Below are 17,644 nucleotides of genomic sequence, written 5' to 3'. Positions count from 1 at the left end.
CTCTGATCACGGCAGCACCTGTAGTACGGTCGAGCAGCGTCACGTAGTCGCCAGCCCCCGGAAGGATCCCCGTGCGAAGCCCTCGGCCGGCGGCGCTGATCGCGGCGATCATGGTGTTCGCGTCGTTGTCGGTGTCCGGTGCATCGGACCGGTCATCCGCCTCGCAGGCACCGTCGCCTAGCAGCGCCGAAGCTCTTCGTAAGCAGGCCGACAAGGCCGCGAACGAGCTGGCCAAGGCGACAAAGGCGTGGGAGGACCGCAGCAAGCAGCTGAGCGCCTCCGAGGAGAAGCTCAAGCAGACGCTCGCCGCCCTCGGAGCCGCGGACGCCCAGCTCAACCAGATCCGGGAGCCACTGGCGCGGCTGGCCGCCAACACGTACAAAGAGCCCGGCCTGCTCGGGATACCGGACCTGCTCGGCGATGACAACCCCGACCAGGCACTCGCCGCGGCGACCGACCTGACGCTCCTGTCCAACGAGCAGAAGACGCTCGTCGACAAGGCCGGCCAGCTGCGCAAGCAGCATGAGAGTCTCGCCGCCACCGCACAGGACCTGCAGTCACGGAACGCCATCGAACAGGCCCGCCTGCAACAGGAGGTCGGCGGCCTGAAGGCCCGTGCCGCCGCGCTCACCACGCAGCTGACCGCCGCGCTGAAGAAACTCGACCCGAACACGCGCCTGCGGCTCACCTGCCAGAAGAGCCTGGTCGCCGACGCACGCAAGTATCCGAACGGGCTGATCCCCTCGCGCTACCTGTGCCAGCTGCCGGAGCCGGGCCGCTCACTCCGCGCCGACGCCGCACTGGCGTTCTACAACCTGAACGCCGCGTACAAGCGCCGCTTCGGCACGCAGATGTGCCTCACCGACTCCTACCGCTCACTGGGAGAGCAGCAGCGGATCTACTCCCAGCGACCGGGGATGGCCGCCGTGCCGGGACACAGCAACCACGGCTACGGCACGGCCGTCGACCTGTGCGGCGGCGTGCAGAGTGAGGGATCGGCGCAGTTCAACTGGCTGCAGTCCAACTCCAAGCGCTATGAGTTCTTCCACCCGTCCTGGGCCTACAGCAGCCCGTTCGAGCCGTGGCACTGGGAGTACACCAAGGAGAACACCCCCACCAGCAGCGACTGACCCAGCCCGACCGGCACACGGCGTGGGATGACGACACGGTGCGCGGACGCGGGTGACGTCGCTGCTCACCGGGCGGCTGACTTCTGGACGGCTGCCTTTCCTGTCGGGGAGACCACCCCGACGCCTGAGTGACGCGGTCGCGGGTGGCCTGGCCTTGCGGTCTTCGGCTCGATGGGTGCGGGGTCGCCGGTCGTCGCGAATGCCCTTCCTGGGCAGGGCGGCCCACGCTGGCTGCGACGAGCTGGAAGGTGTGCCGGTTTCGGGCGTCACGCCTGATTGGTCTGGTGGCAAGTGGACGGCCCGGTGGTATTCGGCGGGAGAGCGTGGCGTTGCTGGTCACTGCGGGCGTTCCTCTCGGACAGGATCAATCCAGCCGCCTTAGTGACCCGGTCGCGGGCGGCCTGGCGGTATTCGGCCCGAGGCATGGACGCCGGTCGTCGTGGGTGCCTTTCCCCGGGCAGGGCACGCGACCGGCGAGTGCGACGGAACCGAACGAAGAGGCGTCCGTGCTTCGGCCCCGGCGCCAGCCGATTCATGGCGTGCTTGAGAACAGGTCCGGCCCTGCGGTACTGGGCTCGCGGGATGTGGCTGTGCAGCCTTTCCCCTGCGGTTCGGTCCGTCCCCTGCGGTTCGGTCCGCCGTGCCCGAGTCGGCCTTCCCGCGACCCCGGCCGGGGCGGGCGGGCCTTATCCCGACCCCTGCCCCTTGATCCCGGTCCGGGCCGGCCTTTGCCCGAGACCTTGGCGTCAGCTGGCCTGGCCCCGGGACCTCGACCCGGCCTGGCCTCGCGACCTCGCCCTACCCCTGGCCCCGGGACCTCGCCCTAACCCCTGGCCATAATCCGGCCCCGGCCCGCGGACCCGGTCCCGCCCGGGACCCTGACGTGGCTCGTGGTCCCTGCCCGCCTCAGCCCCCGCCCTGGTCGGCGTTAAGTCAGTTGCTCAGGATGGTCACCGACAGGCGTGAGTCGACTGATGCTCGGGCCAGGGCCGCGGCCTGTTCGCGGGTGGTTCGTAGCACGACGAGGGCGCCCTCGTCGGTGTCCGGGCCCGGTCTGGGGACGGCGACCACCGGCACCGCCGAGGCGACCGTCCGGGCCGGGAGGGGGCCCTCGCCTCGGGCGGCCAGGACGTCCACTCGGTCGCCGGTGTGCAGCAGGCGGGCGGCTGCGGCGTCGGCCAGGCGTACCGGTGCCGCGACCGCCGCGGCGTCGCGGGGGTCCAGCAGGCCGGAGGAGCGTAGCCGGGCGTCGGTGAGCGGCTCGCCGCGTCGTACCGGGCCCGACAGCGCGCGGCCCGTGGGCCGGTCCACGACGCCGGCCGGCACCGCCCCGGCCGGAAGGAGACGCACGGTCACGTCGTGTGGGCCGAGTACGGCGCCCGCCGCCAGGTCGCGGGCGGCCACCGGCACGCGTACCCCGTCCGTGTGTGGTCGGGTCGCGGCCAGGGCGAACGCGGCAGCGACCGCCACGAGCAGGGCGGCGAGCACTCGCCGATGGCGGCTTAACGCGGATTTCACGGCAGGTCGATCGGGAGCTTCAGCCCGTCGAGCGTGTGCGGGCACGGGCAGGAGCGCTCGGAGGGGAGTGCGGCGACGACCTCGCCGACCAGGTCGCGTAGGCGGTCGACGTTTTCGGAGAACACCCGCAGCACCTCCTCGTGCGTCACGCCCGAGCCCTCCTCGACCCCGGCGTCCAGGTCGGTGACCAGGCAGGCCGGGATGTAACAGAGCGCCAGCTCGCGGGCGAGCACGGCCTCGGGATGGCCGGTCATGCCGACCAGCGTCCACCCCTGGGCGGCGAACCAGCGCGACTCGGCGCGCGTGGAGAACCGCGGGCCCTCGATCACGACCAGGGTGCCGCCGTCGACCGGCTGCCAGCCCGCCGCCTGGGCGGACTCGAGCGTGGTCTGCCGCCCGACCGGGCAGTAGGGGTCGGAGAACGACACATGCACGGCACCGTCGTCGTAGTAGGTCTGCTCGCGGCCGCTCGTGCGGTCGACCACCTGGCCCGGGATGGCGAGCGTGCCGGGGCCGTACGCGGGCGTGAGGGATCCGACCGCGCTCGGCGCCACCACCTGCCGTACACCGACGGACCGGAGCGCCCACAGGTTGGCGCGATAGGGGATCTTGTGGGGCGGGAAGCGGTGGTCGCGGCCGTGCCGGGGGAGGAAGGCCACCCGGCGTCCGGCGCCCCGGTGACCGGCCGGCAGGGTCCCGATCGAGATGGGGTCACTGGGCGGGCCGTAGGGAGTGGACACCTCGACCTCCTCGACGTCGTCGAGGAAGGAGTAGAAGCCGGAGCCACCGATCACACCGATCTCTGCATGCATGAGCGGGACCCTAGCCGCCCGCGGAGGCGGTCCGCGACATCGGCTCCCTGCCCTGTGGACAACTCCCCGAGACGAGATGCTGGACGACTCGCGACATATCTTGACGCCCCCCATAAACGCGTAATATCTTCTCGGAAACAGAGAGACAATCGCGTCGAGTGGATCGACGTGCCGAGGACACGTACCGGAGGACATGGAATGACCAGCCGACTGGCCCGGCTACCCGCCGGCCGCCGTACGAAGTGGCTCGTCCTGATCGCCTGGCTGATCCTGCTCATGGTGGGAGGCTCACTCGCCGGCAAATTGCAGGGCGTGACGCAGAACAACGCCGACGCCTACCTGCCCGGCAGCGCCGAGGCCACCCGGGTCATCAAGCTCCAGGACGAGGTGCACAAGGAAGACGCGATACTCGCCGTCGTCTCGTACGAGCGGCGGAGCGGCATCACCCCGGCCGACCGGGCGTTCGCCCAGACCGCCGTGGCGAAGCTCGCCGGGATGCCCCACGCCGGCCAGGTCGTCGGGCCGCTGGTCTCCAAGGACGGTCAGGCGATGCAGGTCTTCGTGCCCATCGAGGGCGACGGGGACGTCACGCTCAAGGCCGTCGACACCCTGCACAAGACCGTCGAGCGCGGCCCGCCGGCCGGCCTCGACGTCCGCGTCACCGGCCCTGCCGGAGGCCTGGCCGACCTGGTCAAGGTGTTCGGCAGCATCGACGGCCCGCTCCTGCTCGTCACGCTCGGCGCGGTGATCCTGGTGCTGCTGCTGACGTACCGCAGCCCGTTCCTCTGGTTCGTCCCGCTGATCTCCGCCGTCTCCGCGTACGCGCTCTCGCAGGGCGTCGTGTACGGCCTGGCGAGGGCCGGGCTCACGGTGAGCGGCCAGAGCGCCGGCATCCTGGCCGTCCTCGTACTCGGCGCCGGCACGGACTACGCATTGTTGATCATCGCGAGGTACCGCGAGGAACTGCACCGGCACGAGGACAAGCACGAGGCCATGGAGCTCGCGCTGCGCCGCGCCGGCCCCGCCGTCCTCGCGAGCGGCGCGACCGTCACGATCGGCCTGTTGTGCCTGCTCATCGCCGAACTCAACTCCACGCGGGGCCTGGGCCCGGTCGGCGCGGCCGGCATCGTCTGCGCGATCTTCGCCATGACCACCCTGCTTCCCGCCCTGCTGGTCGCGCTGCCACGCGGGGTGTTCTGGCCGGTCGTGCCCCGCTACGACGCGCGCCACGCCGACGAGCCCGGCGCGCTGGAGAAGGAGCACGGCGTCTGGGCCCGCGCCGCGCGGTTCGTCAGCGCGCGGCCACGCGTCGTGTGGGTGGGCACCGCGATCCTGCTCGGTGTGCTGACGCTCGGCCTCACGTCCCTGCGGACCGGGCCGGTCTCGAACGCCGGTCAGTTCGTCGGCACGCCCGGCTCCGTCGTCGGCGAGAGGGCCATCGCGCGGCACTTCCCGGCCGGCACCGGCAGCCCGGCCGTGGTGATCGGCCCGAACGTGCCCGCGCTACGTGACACGATCAAACGTACGCCGGGCGTGGCCGACGTCGGCGAACCCGTCACCGGCGGCGGTTACGCGCAGTACGAGGCCACGCTGTCGAGTGCGGCCGATACCAAGGCCGCCCGCGACACCGTCGACCGGCTACGGAACGCGGTGCACCCGCTGGGCGCCAAGGTCGGCGGCGCCACCGCGATCAACGTCGACACCCAGCGTGCCGCCGTGCACGACAACAAGGTGATCATCCCGCTCGTGCTCGGCGTGGTGCTGGTGATCCTGGTCCTGCTCCTGCGGGCGCTGGTCGCACCGCTCCTGCTGATGCTGACCGTGGTGCTGTCGTTCGCCGCCTCGCTGGGCGTCTGCGGGCTGGTCTTCACACATCTGTTCGGCTTCGAGGGCGCCGATTCGGGGTTCCCGCTGACGATCTTCATCTTCCTGGTCGCGCTGGGGGTCGACTACAACATCTTCCTGATGACCCGCGTACGCGAGGAGTCACGGCGGCTGGGCACCCGGCGTGGGGTGCTGCGCGGGCTGACCGTCACGGGCGGTGTGATCACCTCGGCCGGACTGGCGCTGGCCGCGACGTTCGCGGCGCTCGCGACCCTGCCGCTGACCGGGCTCGTGGAGATGGCGTTCGCGGTGGCGTTCGGCGTGCTTCTCGACACCCTGATCGTGCGGTCGCTGCTCGTACCGGCGCTGGCGTACGACATCGGCGCGCGCATCTGGTGGCCCGGACGCCTCGGGGCCGCGGAAGACACCGGGGCCGAGCCGCGGGTACGCGAGCCGATCGGCTGACAGGTCAGGAGAGCGGGTCCGGCGGGTGGATGATCCCCGGGCCCGCCGTGGCGTCGGGACGCCTCAGGCGACCTTCTCCGAAGACCCGCTCGAGGACTTGGAGGAGGACTCGGACTTCGACTCCTTCTTGGCCTCGCTCTTGGTCTCGGTCTTCGCGTCGTCCTTCTTCGCGGGCTCCTTGGGCGTGGACGTGGTCGTCGCACTCGCGCTCTTGCGGCTGTCGGTGCGGTAGAAGCCTGATCCACGGAACACGATCGCGGCGGGAGAGAAGATCTTGCGCAGACGCCCACCACACGCGGGGCACTCCGTCAGCGCGTCATCGCTGAACTTCTGCACGACCTCCAGCGGCTCGCCGCATTCCGTGCAAGCGTACTGATACGTCGGCACGAGATCCTCCTTGCTGCACAGACCCACAGGGGGCTGGCACTCTCACTTAGTGACTGCTAAGTGTACGGGGCGCCGGATCATTCCCGGGCCGGGACCATCAGTCCCCGCGCTCGCCGTACCAACCGGCCAGCTTGCCGCGCCTGCTCACCGCGCGCAACCGGCGTTCGGTCACGCCACGTACGTCGCTCGTGGTCACGACCAGCAGTTTGTCCCGGGCCTGCAATCGCGTGCTGGGACCCGGCACGAAGCTCTTACCGTCCCTGACCACCAGCATGATCGCCGCTCCCTGCGGCAGCCGCAGTTCGAAGATCTCCACCCCGTCGAGCCGTGAGTCGGGAGGGATCTGGATGTCCAGAAGCTCCGCGTGCAGTTCCTCCAGTGGCGCGGCCTCGACGTCGATGTCGCGGCTGCCCCCGGCGATCGTCAGCTTCAGTGCCCGTGCGACCCAGGGGAGCGTCGGCCCCTGCAGCAGGGTGAACACGACCACGATGATGAACACCTGCGCGAACAGCTCGTCCGCGTTGTGCAGGCCCGCCGTCATCGCCACCGTGGTGAGAACGATCGGCACCGCCCCGCGCAGGCCTGCCCACGACAGGAGGCCCTTCTCGCGCCACGAGAAGCCGAAGAACGGCAGGGAGAGCAGTACCGACAGCGGTCTGGCCACGAACACCAGCACCAGCCCGCACACCACCGCCGGCGCGATCTGCGCCGGGAGCTCGGAGGGCGAGGCCAGCAGGCCGAGCATGATGAACAGCCCGATCTGGGCGAGCCAGGCCAGTCCCTCGGCGAAGCCGCGCGTGGCCGGGCGGTGCGGCAGCGGGCTGTTGCCCAGCACGAGCGCGGAGATGTACGTCGCGAGGAACCCGCTGCCGTGCAGCATCGAGGCCGCGCCGTAGGAGCCGAGCACGAGGGCCAGCACCGCGATCGGGTACAAACCCGACGCCGGCAGCGCCAGGCGGCGAAGCGCGAACGCGCCGAGCCACCCGATGAGCAGCCCGGCAACGGCGCCGATGGCGAGCTCGGCCACGAGCTCGCCTGCCATGCCGAGCACGGTGGGGGAGTGCTCCTCCGTCAGCGCGAGCACCAGGATGATCACCGGGGCGTCGTTGAACCCCGACTCGGCCTCCAGAGCACCCGACAGCCGCGGTGGCAGCGGGAGCCGCCGCAGCACCGAGAAGACGGCCGCGGCGTCCGTCGGCGCCAGCACCGCGCCCAGCAGCGCGGCGATGCGCCAGTCGGCGCCGATCAGCCAGTGCGCGGCGACGGCGACGGTCGCGATGCTGACCGCGCTGCCGACGATGGACAGCGAGATCGCGGCCGGCACGCCCGCGCGTACCTCGGACCAGCGGGTCGTGATGCCGCCCTCGGCCAGGATGAGGACCAGCGCGGCCAGCCCCAGGGTCTCCGCGACCAGGGGGTCATCGAACTGGATGCCGAACCCGGACTCGCCGAGGATCAGCCCCAGCGCCAGGTAGAGGAGCAGGCTGGGCAGCCCACTGCGATGCGCCAGGCGCACCGCCACGATGGCGGTGATGATCACGGCCGAGCCGAGCAGCAGCCAGAGGTCGAGCTTCACCTGCCACCCCCTCATCGTCGTGCTCACAGGCCGCGCCGTCATACGGGCTCGACCCTGGAGATCTACCCGCCGGATATGCCTACCGGTGCCGGACCACCGGATCGATCCCGTTGACCACGTTGCGCACCGGCCGCCCCTCGATGGCCGCCCTCACGTTGTCCAGGACCGTCGTGATGATGTTGAGCTGTGCCTGCCGCGTGGCGCCCGCGGTGTGCGGTGACAGCAGGACGTCGTCGTGGTTCCGCAGCGGGTGGTCGACGGGCAGCGGCTCACGTTCGTACACGTCGAGCGCCGCGCCGGCCAGTTTTCCGCTCTCCAGCGCGGCGAGCACGGCCTCGTCGGGTGCGATCCCGCCGCGTGCGACGCTCACCAGCAGTGAGCGGGCCGGCATGAGCGCGAGCCGCCCGGTGTCCAGCAGACCGATGGTCTCCGGGGTGCGCGGCAGGCAGACGACGACCACGTCGGACGTGGTGAGCAGCTCGTCGAGCTCCTTGAACACCCCGTGTGGGTGGCGCCGCCTCGACCAGTACGCCGTCCGGCAGCCGATCGCGTCGAACAGCCGCATGACCTCCGTGCCGATCGCGCCCATGCCGAGGACGCCCACCCGGCGGCCGCCCAGCTCGTCCGAGCCGTGCGCGGCCGTCTCCATCTGCGGCCACTCGCCCGCGCGCATCCGCCGGTCCGCCCACGTGATGCTCCGGGACAGGTCGAGCGTCGCCGCCAGCGCCCACTCGGCCACCGACCGCGCGTTGGCGCCGGCCGCGTTGGCCAGCGGCACACCCGCGGCGGTGAGCGCGTCGAGATCGCAGGAGTCCACCCCCACCGAGGGCATCTGCACGAACGCCAGGTCCGGCGCCGCGGCCACGGCCGCCGCGTCGATCGCGAGCGCGCCGGTGTAGTCGCCGATGACCAGGTCCGCCTCGGCGAGCGCCGCGTGCAGTCCGCTCGCATCCCGTTCGGCGGGCATGCTGACCTCGGCGTCCAGCCCGCCGAAGACGCCGCGGATCATGTCCTCGCCCAGCGGCAGGAGGGCGAGCAGCCGCCAGGGTGTGCCGCTCATGAAGGGGATCCGGTCATTCGGGGGGCTCCTCGGCTTCGTGTGACCAGCTTGCCGCGAGAGGCGGTGGGGGATCAATGCCGATTCTTCTGTCCCGGAGTGATCTTCGACATGGCGTTCGGATGTGATCAAAGCCTCTTCCGTTCAGGAGAGGCGCGTGATACCTCGCGTGGGCGTGGCGACCACGCGAACTGGCCGGTCGTGCGGCTCGGCCGGGACCGACTCGAGCAACTCCGAGTCGTACACCGGCGCGACCGTGAGGATGCCGGGATCGAGGCGGGCCAGCACCCGGTCGTACGATCCGCCGCCCCGTCCCAGGCGGGTCCCCGTCGTCGCGGAGACCGCCAGAGCGGGCACGATGACCAGATCGGCACCGCGTACCGTCGCCGGGCCCCGCGTCGGCTCCACCGGCTCGAGAAGGCCGTACGGTCCGTGCGTGAGTGAGTCGGGCCCCTCGTAGGAGGCCCAGTCCAGGTCGCCGCCGGGCAGGAGCTTGGGCACGAGGACGTACGTCCCGCGTTTCCACAGTGCGAACAGCAGGCTGAGAGTGCCCGGCTCGGTGCCGATCGAGACGTAGGCGGCGACGGTGCCGGCCATCTCGGCCTCGGGCATCGTGAGCAGGGTGTCGCGCAGCAGGCGCGCGGCGGCGGCGCGCTCGTCGTCGGTCAGCCGGGCACGCGCGGCCAGCAGTCCCGCGCGCAGCGCGGCCTTGTCACTGTCTTCGGCGATGTCGCGCACCGTCTCATTCTCCCGCGACCGCGGACCGGAAAGCCCCGCCGGGCATCGCGCCCGGGTGGACGCGGTCCGCGGATCACGGCCCACCTGAGGCTAGGGTCTTCCCATGGCCGACCACGTACCCGTAACCAAGGCGGTCGTCCCCGCGGCCGGCCTTGGAACGCGCTTCCTGCCCGCCACCAAGGCGACACCCAAGGAAATGCTGCCGATCGTCGACAAACCGGCGATCCAATACGTCGTCGAGGAGGCCGTCAACGCCGGCCTCCACGACCTCCTCCTCGTCACCGGGCGCGGCAAGCGCCCGATCGAGGACCACTTCGACCGCGCCTACGAGCTCGAGGAGGCGCTCCGCGCCAAGGACGACCCCGAGCGGCTGGCGGCCGTACGCGAGTCCGCCGAGCTCGGCATCGTCCACTACGTACGCCAGGGCGAGCCGAAGGGCCTCGGGCACGCCGTCCACTGCGCCCACCAGCACGTCGGCAACGAGCCGTTCGCCGTCCTCCTCGGCGACGACCTCATCGACGCGCGCGACCCGCTGCTCCAGCGCATGCTGGAGGTCCGCGACCAGTTCGGCGGCAGCGTCGTCGCGCTGATGGAGGTCGAGCCCGAGCAGGTGTCGCTGTACGGCTGCGCCGCGATCGAGCCCACCGGCGAGGACGACGTCGTCAAGGTCACCAACCTGGTCGAGAAGCCGGTCCCGGGCGAGGCGCCCAGCCGGTGGATCATCATCGGCCGCTACGTCTGCGACCCCGCCGTCTTCGACGTCCTGGAGAAGACCCCGCCGGGACGCGGCGGCGAGATCCAGCTCACCGACGCGCTGATGACCCTCGCCCAGCGTGACCGCTCCCAGGGCGGCCCGGTGCACGGCGTGCTGTTCCGCGGCCGCCGTTACGACACCGGCAACAAGCTGGACTACCTGCGCACGGTGGTCCAGTTCGCCGCCGACCGGCCCGACCTGGCGGCCGAGTTCCTGCCCTGGCTGCGTGAGTTCGTGGCCAAACACGACGAAGACTGATCATGAAGACCGTCGACGAACATCTGGCGGACATCCTGGCGGCGACGCGAGAGCTCGCGCCGCTGGAGCTCGCGCTGCTCGAGGCGGTGAACGGTGTGCTGGCCGAGCCGGCCACCGCGCCGGTCGACCTGCCGCCTTTCGACAACTCCGCCATGGACGGGTACGCGGTGGTCGCCGCCGACGTCGCCGGCGCGTCCGAGCACGCGCCGGTGACCCTGTCGGTCATCGGCGACATCGCCGCGGGCGACCAGGAGGCGCACGGCATCCGGCCCGGCATCTGCGTCCGGATCATGACCGGAGCGCCGGTTCCGGCCGGCGCCGACGCGATCGTGCCGGTCGAGTGGACCGACGGCGGCACCGCCAAGGTGACGATCCGGCGGGCCGCCACCGCCGGAAACTACGTACGCCGCAGCGGCGAGGACGTCACCGTGGGGCAGACCGTACTGCCGGAGGGCACCCGTCTCGGCGCCGCCCAGATCGGCATGCTGGCCGCGATCGGCAGGTCCCGCGTCCTCGTACGCCCACGGCCACGCGTGGTCGTCCTCTCCACCGGCAGCGAGCTCGTCGAGCCCGGCTCACCGGTGGGGCCGGGCCAGATCTGGGACGCGAACGGCTTCGCGCTCACCGCGGCCGCCACCGAGGCCGGCGGCGTCGGCTTCCGCCAGGGCGTGATCGGGGACGAGGACCCGGGGCGCGTGCTGTCCGCCATCGAGGAACAGCTCGGCTTCGCCGACCTGGTCATCACCTCCGGCGGCGTCAGCATGGGCGCACGCGACGTGGTCAAGGAGGTGCTGTCCGGCCTCGGCACGATGAGGTTCGACAAGGTCGCGATGCGGCCGGGCAAACCGCAGGGCTTCGGCCTCCTCGACGACCACACTCCGGTGTTCACCCTGCCCGGCAACCCGGTCAGCGCCTACGTGTCCTTCCAGGTCTTCGTACGGCCCGCGCTGCGTGCCCTGCAGGGCCTGCCGCCCGACCCGCTGCCCACGGTCGTCGCCCGGGTCACCGAGCCGGTGAGATCGCCGCCGGGGTTGCGCCACTTCCTGCGCGGCGCGCTGGAGTACCGCGACGGGGTCTACCACGTGAGCCCGGCCGAGGGTCAGGGGTCGCACCAGATCTTCTCGCTGGCCTCGTCCAACTGCCTGATCGTGGTGTCGGAGGACGTCACCTCGCTCGCGACGGGAGACCCGGTGGACGTCATGATGCTGCCATGACCGCGCCTGGGGAGTTCTCCCACCTCGACGAGGCCGGCGCGGCCCGCATGGTCGACGTCTCCGCCAAGGAGGTGTCGGCGCGTACGGCGACGGCGACCGGCTTCGTACGCCTGTCGGCCTCGTGCGTCGCGACCCTGCGCGCCGGGAACGTTCCCAAGGGCGACGCGCTGGCGGTGGCCCGCATCGCGGGGATCCAGTCGGCCAAGCGCACGCCGGACCTCATCCCGCTCTGCCATCCGATCGCGATCCACGGCGTGAAGGTGGATCTGACCGTACGCGACGAGGGCGTGCACATCGAGGCCCAGGTGCGCACCGCGGACCGTACCGGCGTCGAGATGGAGGCGCTCACCTGCGTCTCGGTGGCCGCCCTCGCCCTGATCGACATGGTCAAGGCCGTCGACCCGGCCGCCGTCATCACCGACGTACGCGTGGAGGAGAAGACCGGCGGCAAGACCGGTCTGTGGCGGCGGCCCTCTTCGCTGGAGGACACATGATCCGGGCCCTGGCGGTCACCGTGTCGAACCGCGCGTCGGCCGGTGTCTATGAGGACACCTCCGGGCCGATACTCGTCTCACGGCTGCGTGAGCTCGGTTTCTCGGTGGACGAACCCGTCGTGATCCCCGACGGGTCGCGGGTGGAGGAGGTCCTTCGGGACGCGGTCGCCGGAGGTTTTCAGGTGGTCGTGACGAGCGGCGGCACCGGGCTCACGCCGATGGACCTGACCCCGGAGATGACCCGGCGCGTGATCGAGTACGAGGTGCCCGGGATCGCCGAGGCGATCCGCCTGACCAACCGGGACAAGGTGCCGACGGCGGTCCTGTCCCGCGGCCTCGCGGGCGTGGCCGGCCGCACGCTGATCGTCAACCTCCCCGGCTCACGCGGGGGAGTCAAGGACGGCATGGACGTTCTGGCGGGCGTCCTGCGGCACGCGGTCGACCAGATCGCCGGCGGCGACCACCCGCGTACACCCTGACCGAGCCCTTCCACGGCAGGCCGGGTTCGGCCTGGGATGGCGCAGGACGGTTTCGCGGGGAATCATGGAGGGGTGGATCGCATGAGGGGTTGGCCCGCCACACTGGCCGAGGGCCCCGTGGGACTCCGGCCGTTGCGCCTGCGTGACGCCTCCATCTGGCGTGAGGTACGCATCCGCAACGCCGAATGGCTGCGTCCCTGGGAGCCGACCAACCCGGAGACGCCGCTGTTCCGCACCGGCATCGGCCCGTACCTCGGAATGGCCCAGACGATGCGCCGTGAGGCACGCCAGGGGCTCGCACTGCCCTGGGTGGTCACCTACGAGGGCGACTTCGTCGGACAGCTGACCATCGGCGCGATCGTGTGGGGCTCCGCACGGTCCGCGCAGATCGGCTACTGGGTCGACAAGATGGTCGCCGGGCGGGGCGTGATGCCGACCGCCGTGGCCCTCGCCATCGACCACTGTTTCTTCAACGTCGGCCTCCATCGGGTCGAGGCGAACATCCGTCCGGAGAACACCGCGTCGCGTCGTGTCGTGGAGAAGCTCGGTTTCCGCGAGGAGGGCGTCCGGCAGCGTCATCTGCACATCGACGGGGCCTGGCGAGATCACATTTGCTACGCCCTGACCACCGAGGATGTACCCGGTGGCCTGATGTCCCGCTGGCGGGCGAGCACACGGCAGGCTTTCCCCCGCTGACCCGGCGAATCGCAAAAGCTTGGCAAGCTGATGTTTATGTACGGCCCTATCTCGCGACACACCGCCCCGAATGCTCGTCAACCACTGACTGTGGGTCTTAGCGTGCGGGACGTGAGCGCGCGCGTATCCAAGGTCGACGCGGGCCTGGATGCGGCTGGGGGGAGGACTGATGAGCAGTGCAGTCCTCTATCTGGCGATCGTAGCGGTGTGGGGCATCGTCCTGGTGCCGATGTGGCTACGCCGCGATGGCGAGGGCATCGGCCGGCTGCTGCACCGCCGGCAGGAGACCGCCGATGATGCCGTCGTCGACGAGGACGAGGACGATGACGCGTTCGAGGAGCCTGGTGAGGGGGAGTACGCGGAGCCTGCTCAGGCGCCTCCTGCGGCCGGGCGCGTGGAGTCTGGGCGGGGTGAGCGCGGGCGTGTGGAGTCCGGGCGGGGTGAGTCTGGGCGGGTGGAGTCGGTGCGTCGGCGCCGCGTCACCCGCGGCGCCGTCATCGCACGCCGCCGCCGCCGTACGCTGGGCCTGAGCCTCCTGACCCTGACCGCGATCGCCGTGACGGCGTTCCAGGTCGCGCCGTGGTGGTTCGTGATCCCCCCGGTCGTACTGCTGGGCGGACACCTGTCGCTGCTGCGCGTCGCGGTGAGCATGGACCACGCCCGCCGCGCCGAACGCCGCCGCGTCAACGCCATCCGCGCCGCCCAGGCGCGCCACATCCGAGCGGAACGCGAGGCCCAGGAGGCGGCAGAGGCGGCGACCCGTACGGCCGAGGTGATCGAACTCCCCGGCTGGCAGGAGGAGGAGGTCTACGACCAGTACACCGACCTCCGCGCCGTCGGCGACTGAGAGGGACGTGGGCCTGGACCCCGGCGACGAGGTCCAGGCGCACGAGGAGTCCTCAATGTTTGCTAGCCTTACTGCGTCCTTGGGGCTGTAGCGCAGTCCGGTAGCGCACCTCGTTCGCATCGAGGGGGTCAGGGGTTCGAATCCCCTCAGCTCCACAGTGTTGGCCCGGGGGGGCGACCCCCCGGAACCCCCCGATGTGGGGGGCTTCGCCCCCCACGCCCCCCGCGGGCTGGGGTCGGGTAGAGAGCTTTTTGGTTCAACCAGTTGGTCTCTTGAAGTGATTGCAGAGGGTCTGTCGCTGTGTAGCGGTCAGGCCCTTCTTGCTATCGGGAGACGAACTCAGCCGATCCGTGCTCAATCCTTGGGGTGGGTTCGGTCGCGGGTTCGCAGGGTGGTGTGCTTGCGCAGGATGCGGCGCATGGCGCCGTAGCTGTAGTCTCCGCTACTTGTCGGATGCTCCAGCCTTGGTCGTACAGTCGGGCGGCGTCTGTGGCCAACTCTTGTTCGGCCTCGCTGGGTGTCGCCTTGCCGGCGAGTAAGCGGCTGATGTCGGCTTTGCTGTAGCGGCGGTGGCCGCCGGGCGTACGGAGTGGTGTCAGCTTCCCTTCGCTGGCCCATCGGGCGATCGTGGCTGTGCGGACGCCGATCAGTTCTGCCAGCTCGCGGGGCCTGAGCAGGTCACCGGTATCGGAATAGTGATTGGGCATGGGACGACCTTGATCGTTCGAGGTTGGTGAGGGGCCCGGCCCTGAGGCGCTCCGCTTCCCCGTGGCCGCCGCGGGATTCGGGGGGTTCCGGCGATGGCCACAGCGCGCTCAGGGCCGGGAGTCTTGGGTTCCGCTCGTCACATCCGCATGGCCGAGGGCTGTGTAATCGTCGGGGCATCACACTTGGTGCCGGGGTTGTCCACAAGAGCCCAGACGGTTTTGCCGCCCTGGTCCTCCAATCGCCAGCCCCAGTCTTTGGAACATGCTTCGACCAGTAGGAGGCCGCGTCCGTCCACTCGGTCGAAGGATCGGCGCTGGCGGTCGGGAGCTGCTTCGCTGCCGTCGGAGACCTCGATCATCACGGTGTCGTCGCGGCGGGACAGGGTGAGGTGGAAGACCTGTCCGATTTTCATCGCGTTGGTGACGAGTTCCGCGGTGATGATCAGTGCGTTGTCGGCTAAGTCGCTCATTTTCCATTCGGCGAGTGCGAGGCGCATCAAGATGCGTGCCTGCTCGGCTGCGATCGGGTGCGGCGGGAGAGGGAAACGGAACGAACCGGATGGCCAGGTCATTGATGGCACCCACCGGCGTCCGCTCTTGACCGGGCCGCACGAAGGGCGTGCGCGGTGATCTGTGCCGTACCCACCAGATCACTCACCGGGTGAGCACACGCCCAGCTCACACCCCAGGTAGAGAAGCTCTCGCCGCAATGCTGAGCAGAGCATGCGCGGGGGGCGCTGGCATGCTGGTTAGGCGGTGATGTCGTGTCCGTGGCCATGGGTCGATGGAACTCCCCAGCGAGTGCCACCGACAGATGACATCCGATGACATCTGACGGACGGGACGAGATGCCAACAGCGATCACGATCACGGGCACCCGCGGGACCCAACATCGGCAACCGGCCGAGTATGAGGAGGTGTTCGCCGACTACCTGGCCCCATTCGCGGGAAGCCGCACTCGCTTTTACGTCGGTGGTGCGAGTGGCATTGATTCGCTGGCCTTGCTGTGGCTAACGCAGCACACCTCATCAGGAGTCACCGTCGCCGTTCCGGGCACCGTCTCCATGCAGCCCGAGGACGCCCGTGAGGCCATCGCCACTGCGCGCGACAGAGGTCGACTCACCGAGTTGGTCGAGCTTGGCCATGATGGGCATCCCTCCGCCGAGGCGTACCACTTCCGGAACCGGTGGATGGTGGACCGAAGCGAGTTCGTCATCGCGTTCCCCCATGGCGACGATCGGACCCGAGGCACCTGGTACACAGCCGAGTACGCGGCTGGACATGGCAAGCCCCGGCTCATTGTCCCGATTTGATCAACGGTCACATGCTGTACTGGCCCGGTGACAGGATCAGGGCGGAAGTCGGGCGCGCAAATCATGCGCGCTCTACGACAGCGCCGGGGTTGGTCCTTACTCGACGAAGCCAAGGCCCTGCGGGAGGCCGCCCGCCGACGCCGCATGCCGACGATCGCGGCAGGCAGCTTGATCACCATCAAGCGGACCATCGCGCGCTGGGAGAACGATGCGGTCCGTCCTGCTGAGCGCTATCAACTTCTCCTCGCCGAGGTTTTCGCCGAATACCACGGATCGATCCTGCTCGGCCCAGGTTCTGACTTCGATCAGCTCATGACCGCCTTTGCGCACTACGAGATCACTGCCCAGCGGATCTCAGAACTCCGGGATCTCACCGCGGCCACGTTGACGCGGGGGAGTGCCGGCCTGCTCGCCTACCTCAGCCCCGCCCTGAACACCGAGCTGGCGAGGGCTCTCGCCGATCCACGCAGTGCCGATGACGATCTGGCCGCGAGGCTCGCCGCCGCAGTGGCGGATCTCAACAGCCGTGTTGGGGTCGTCCCGTTCGTACGTCTTCAGATCGGCCTGGCGCCGATAACGGAAGTGTGCCGAGGCCTGCTCGCCGATGGGGTACCTCGAGAAGTCCGCCATCAGTTCCTCGCAGTCGCCACCACGGCCTATACGCTCGCCGCGCGTCTGGCCTTTGAAAGCTACGACGACGCCTCGTCGGCCGACTACTACGCCGAGGCTCTATCCGCAGCCGGCCACCTGCCCGACCTATGGCACCGCGCTGCCGTGCGGACCAGCCAGGCCATGGTCACGCTGTACACGACCGGGAACCTCCCCAAAGCCCAAACCATCGCCGACGCGGCGGTCCATGACGCACGCCAGGGCAGCAGCGCCCGCGTTCGCTCCCGAGCCTTCGCCCTCCAGGCCGAGATGACCGCACGAGCCGCCAACGCCCGTCGAGCCTTTGCTGCCCTCCACAACGCGTGGCACGAGATCGACCACGCGAGCGACCAGGACACGGCACCAGGAGCGTTCGACGCGGGACGGCTCCACGGCTTCGAGGGAGTGTGCCAGCTCTATGCCGGCGACCCCGCCAAGGCCGAGCGCCAGTTCGCCGACTCGGCAACCACCCTCACCCGGCCACGCGACGCCGTACAGCGCGGCATCGTCCGCACCGACCAGGCCAAAGCCCGCATCCTGCTCGCCGCACCGGAGGCCGCGACCGCCCTCCTACATGAGTGCATTGACCTGTCGACCGGCACACGTGGACGAGTGCCCGCCCAACGCATCCGCGAAGCCCGCCTCGCCCTCACTCTATGGCGCAGCGAGCGCTTCGTGACCGAGCTGGATGACCACATCCACACCGCGTCAATCGCAGGCGCCTAGC

At 70.2% G+C, this 17,644-nt stretch carries 18 protein-coding genes and 1 tRNA gene; 11 read left to right on the top strand and 8 right to left on the bottom strand.

Annotation, left to right across the window (positions count from 1 at the left end):
• Positions 1-71 precede the first annotated feature (71 nt).
• On the top strand, positions 72-1,130 hold the full coding sequence (locus FB559_RS07350) for a M15 family metallopeptidase (protein WP_141954639.1): 1,059 nt from the start codon (positions 72-74) through the stop codon (positions 1,128-1,130).
• Between the two features lie 933 nt (positions 1,131-2,063).
• Here FB559_RS07350 and FB559_RS07345 read toward each other — a convergent pair.
• Together FB559_RS07345 and FB559_RS07340 are read right to left on the bottom strand one after the other, a co-directional pair.
• A complete protein-coding gene (locus FB559_RS07345; protein WP_141954637.1) occupies positions 2,064-2,648 on the bottom strand; it encodes an SAF domain-containing protein in 585 nt (194 codons plus the stop codon).
• Positions 2,645-3,460: an S-methyl-5'-thioadenosine phosphorylase gene (locus tag FB559_RS07340; protein WP_141954634.1), complete on the bottom strand. Its 816-nt coding sequence runs from the start codon at positions 3,458-3,460 to the stop codon at positions 2,645-2,647. The genes FB559_RS07345 and FB559_RS07340 overlap by 4 nt, the downstream gene beginning before the upstream one ends.
• A 198-nt stretch (positions 3,461-3,658) precedes the next feature.
• Here FB559_RS07340 and FB559_RS07335 point away from each other — a divergent pair, with 198 nt between their 5' ends.
• Positions 3,659-5,749 carry an MMPL family transporter gene (locus FB559_RS07335; RefSeq protein WP_141954631.1) on the top strand — a complete coding sequence of 697 codons (2,091 nt, stop codon included), beginning with the start codon at positions 3,659-3,661 and terminating at the stop codon, positions 5,747-5,749.
• Between the two features lie 63 nt (positions 5,750-5,812).
• Here the strand turns inward: FB559_RS07335 and FB559_RS07330 are convergent, their stop codons facing one another.
• The 4 genes from FB559_RS07330 to FB559_RS07315 all read right to left on the bottom strand — a co-directional run bounded on the left by FB559_RS07330 (position 5,813) and on the right by FB559_RS07315 (position 9,507).
• The gene (locus FB559_RS07330) at positions 5,813-6,136 is read right to left on the bottom strand and encodes an FmdB family zinc ribbon protein (protein ID WP_141954629.1); all 324 of its coding nucleotides are present in this window, start codon (positions 6,134-6,136) and stop codon (positions 5,813-5,815) included.
• 97 nt (positions 6,137-6,233) lie between these two features.
• Positions 6,234-7,712: a potassium/proton antiporter gene (locus tag FB559_RS07325; RefSeq protein WP_141954626.1), complete on the bottom strand. Its 1,479-nt coding sequence runs from the start codon at positions 7,710-7,712 to the stop codon at positions 6,234-6,236.
• A gap of 79 nt (positions 7,713-7,791) precedes the next feature.
• Positions 7,792-8,772: an NAD(P)-dependent oxidoreductase gene (locus FB559_RS07320; RefSeq protein ID WP_141954624.1), complete on the bottom strand. Its 981-nt coding sequence runs from the start codon at positions 8,770-8,772 to the stop codon at positions 7,792-7,794.
• A 141-nt stretch (positions 8,773-8,913) separates the two neighbouring features.
• Entirely contained in the window at positions 8,914-9,507 is a 594-nt protein-coding gene (locus FB559_RS07315) for a 5-formyltetrahydrofolate cyclo-ligase (RefSeq protein WP_246121397.1), read from the bottom strand.
• A 103-nt stretch (positions 9,508-9,610) separates the two neighbouring features.
• Between FB559_RS07315 and galU the strand changes: the two genes are divergently transcribed.
• The 7 genes from galU (at position 9,611) to FB559_RS07280 (ending at position 14,404) form a co-directional block, all read left to right on the top strand.
• On the top strand, positions 9,611-10,519 hold the full coding sequence (gene galU / locus FB559_RS07310) for a UTP--glucose-1-phosphate uridylyltransferase GalU (protein WP_141954622.1): 909 nt from the start codon (positions 9,611-9,613) through the stop codon (positions 10,517-10,519).
• 2 nt (positions 10,520-10,521) lie between these two features.
• Positions 10,522-11,733, top strand: coding sequence for a molybdotransferase-like divisome protein Glp (glp, locus tag FB559_RS07305; protein WP_141954620.1), 1,212 nt, complete (start codon positions 10,522-10,524; stop codon positions 11,731-11,733).
• Positions 11,730-12,227, top strand: coding sequence for a cyclic pyranopterin monophosphate synthase MoaC (moaC, locus tag FB559_RS07300; RefSeq protein WP_141954617.1), 498 nt, complete (start codon positions 11,730-11,732; stop codon positions 12,225-12,227). The genes glp and moaC overlap by 4 nt, the downstream gene beginning before the upstream one ends.
• On the top strand, positions 12,224-12,706 hold the full coding sequence (locus tag FB559_RS07295) for a MogA/MoaB family molybdenum cofactor biosynthesis protein (protein ID WP_141954615.1): 483 nt from the start codon (positions 12,224-12,226) through the stop codon (positions 12,704-12,706). Before moaC ends, FB559_RS07295 begins: the two co-directional genes overlap by 4 nt.
• An 81-nt stretch (positions 12,707-12,787) precedes the next feature.
• Positions 12,788-13,402: a GNAT family N-acetyltransferase gene (locus FB559_RS07290; protein WP_141954613.1), complete on the top strand. Its 615-nt coding sequence runs from the start codon at positions 12,788-12,790 to the stop codon at positions 13,400-13,402.
• A 169-nt stretch (positions 13,403-13,571) separates the two neighbouring features.
• Positions 13,572-14,249 carry a divisome protein SepX/GlpR gene (gene sepX / locus FB559_RS07285; RefSeq protein ID WP_141954611.1) on the top strand — a complete coding sequence of 226 codons (678 nt, stop codon included), beginning with the start codon at positions 13,572-13,574 and terminating at the stop codon, positions 14,247-14,249.
• Between the two features lie 81 nt (positions 14,250-14,330).
• Positions 14,331-14,404: transfer RNA gene (locus FB559_RS07280), tRNA-Ala, on the top strand.
• A gap of 168 nt (positions 14,405-14,572) precedes the next feature.
• Here FB559_RS07280 and FB559_RS46095 read toward each other — a convergent pair.
• Entirely contained in the window at positions 14,573-14,956 is a 384-nt protein-coding gene (locus FB559_RS46095; protein WP_141954609.1) for a MerR family transcriptional regulator, read from the bottom strand.
• A gap of 137 nt (positions 14,957-15,093) precedes the next feature.
• Positions 15,094-15,528 (bottom strand): ATP-binding protein, encoded by a 435-nt coding sequence (locus FB559_RS07270; RefSeq protein ID WP_141954607.1) that lies wholly within the window; start codon positions 15,526-15,528, stop codon positions 15,094-15,096.
• A gap of 252 nt (positions 15,529-15,780) precedes the next feature.
• Between FB559_RS07270 and FB559_RS07265 the strand changes: the two genes are divergently transcribed.
• Positions 15,781-16,269 carry a DNA-processing protein DprA gene (locus tag FB559_RS07265; RefSeq protein ID WP_221639910.1) on the top strand — a complete coding sequence of 163 codons (489 nt, stop codon included), beginning with the start codon at positions 15,781-15,783 and terminating at the stop codon, positions 16,267-16,269.
• Between the two features lie 63 nt (positions 16,270-16,332).
• Positions 16,333-17,643: an NsdA family TPR-like regulatory protein gene (locus tag FB559_RS07260; protein WP_141954605.1), complete on the top strand. Its 1,311-nt coding sequence runs from the start codon at positions 16,333-16,335 to the stop codon at positions 17,641-17,643.
• Position 17,644 lies beyond the last annotated feature (1 nt).

Source organism: Actinoallomurus bryophytorum (genome assembly GCF_006716425.1).
Taxonomy (GTDB): domain Bacteria; phylum Actinomycetota; class Actinomycetes; order Streptosporangiales; family Streptosporangiaceae; genus Actinoallomurus; species Actinoallomurus bryophytorum.
The sequence above is the reverse complement of the archived record's forward strand: the minus strand, read 5'-3'. Positions and strand labels throughout refer to the sequence as shown.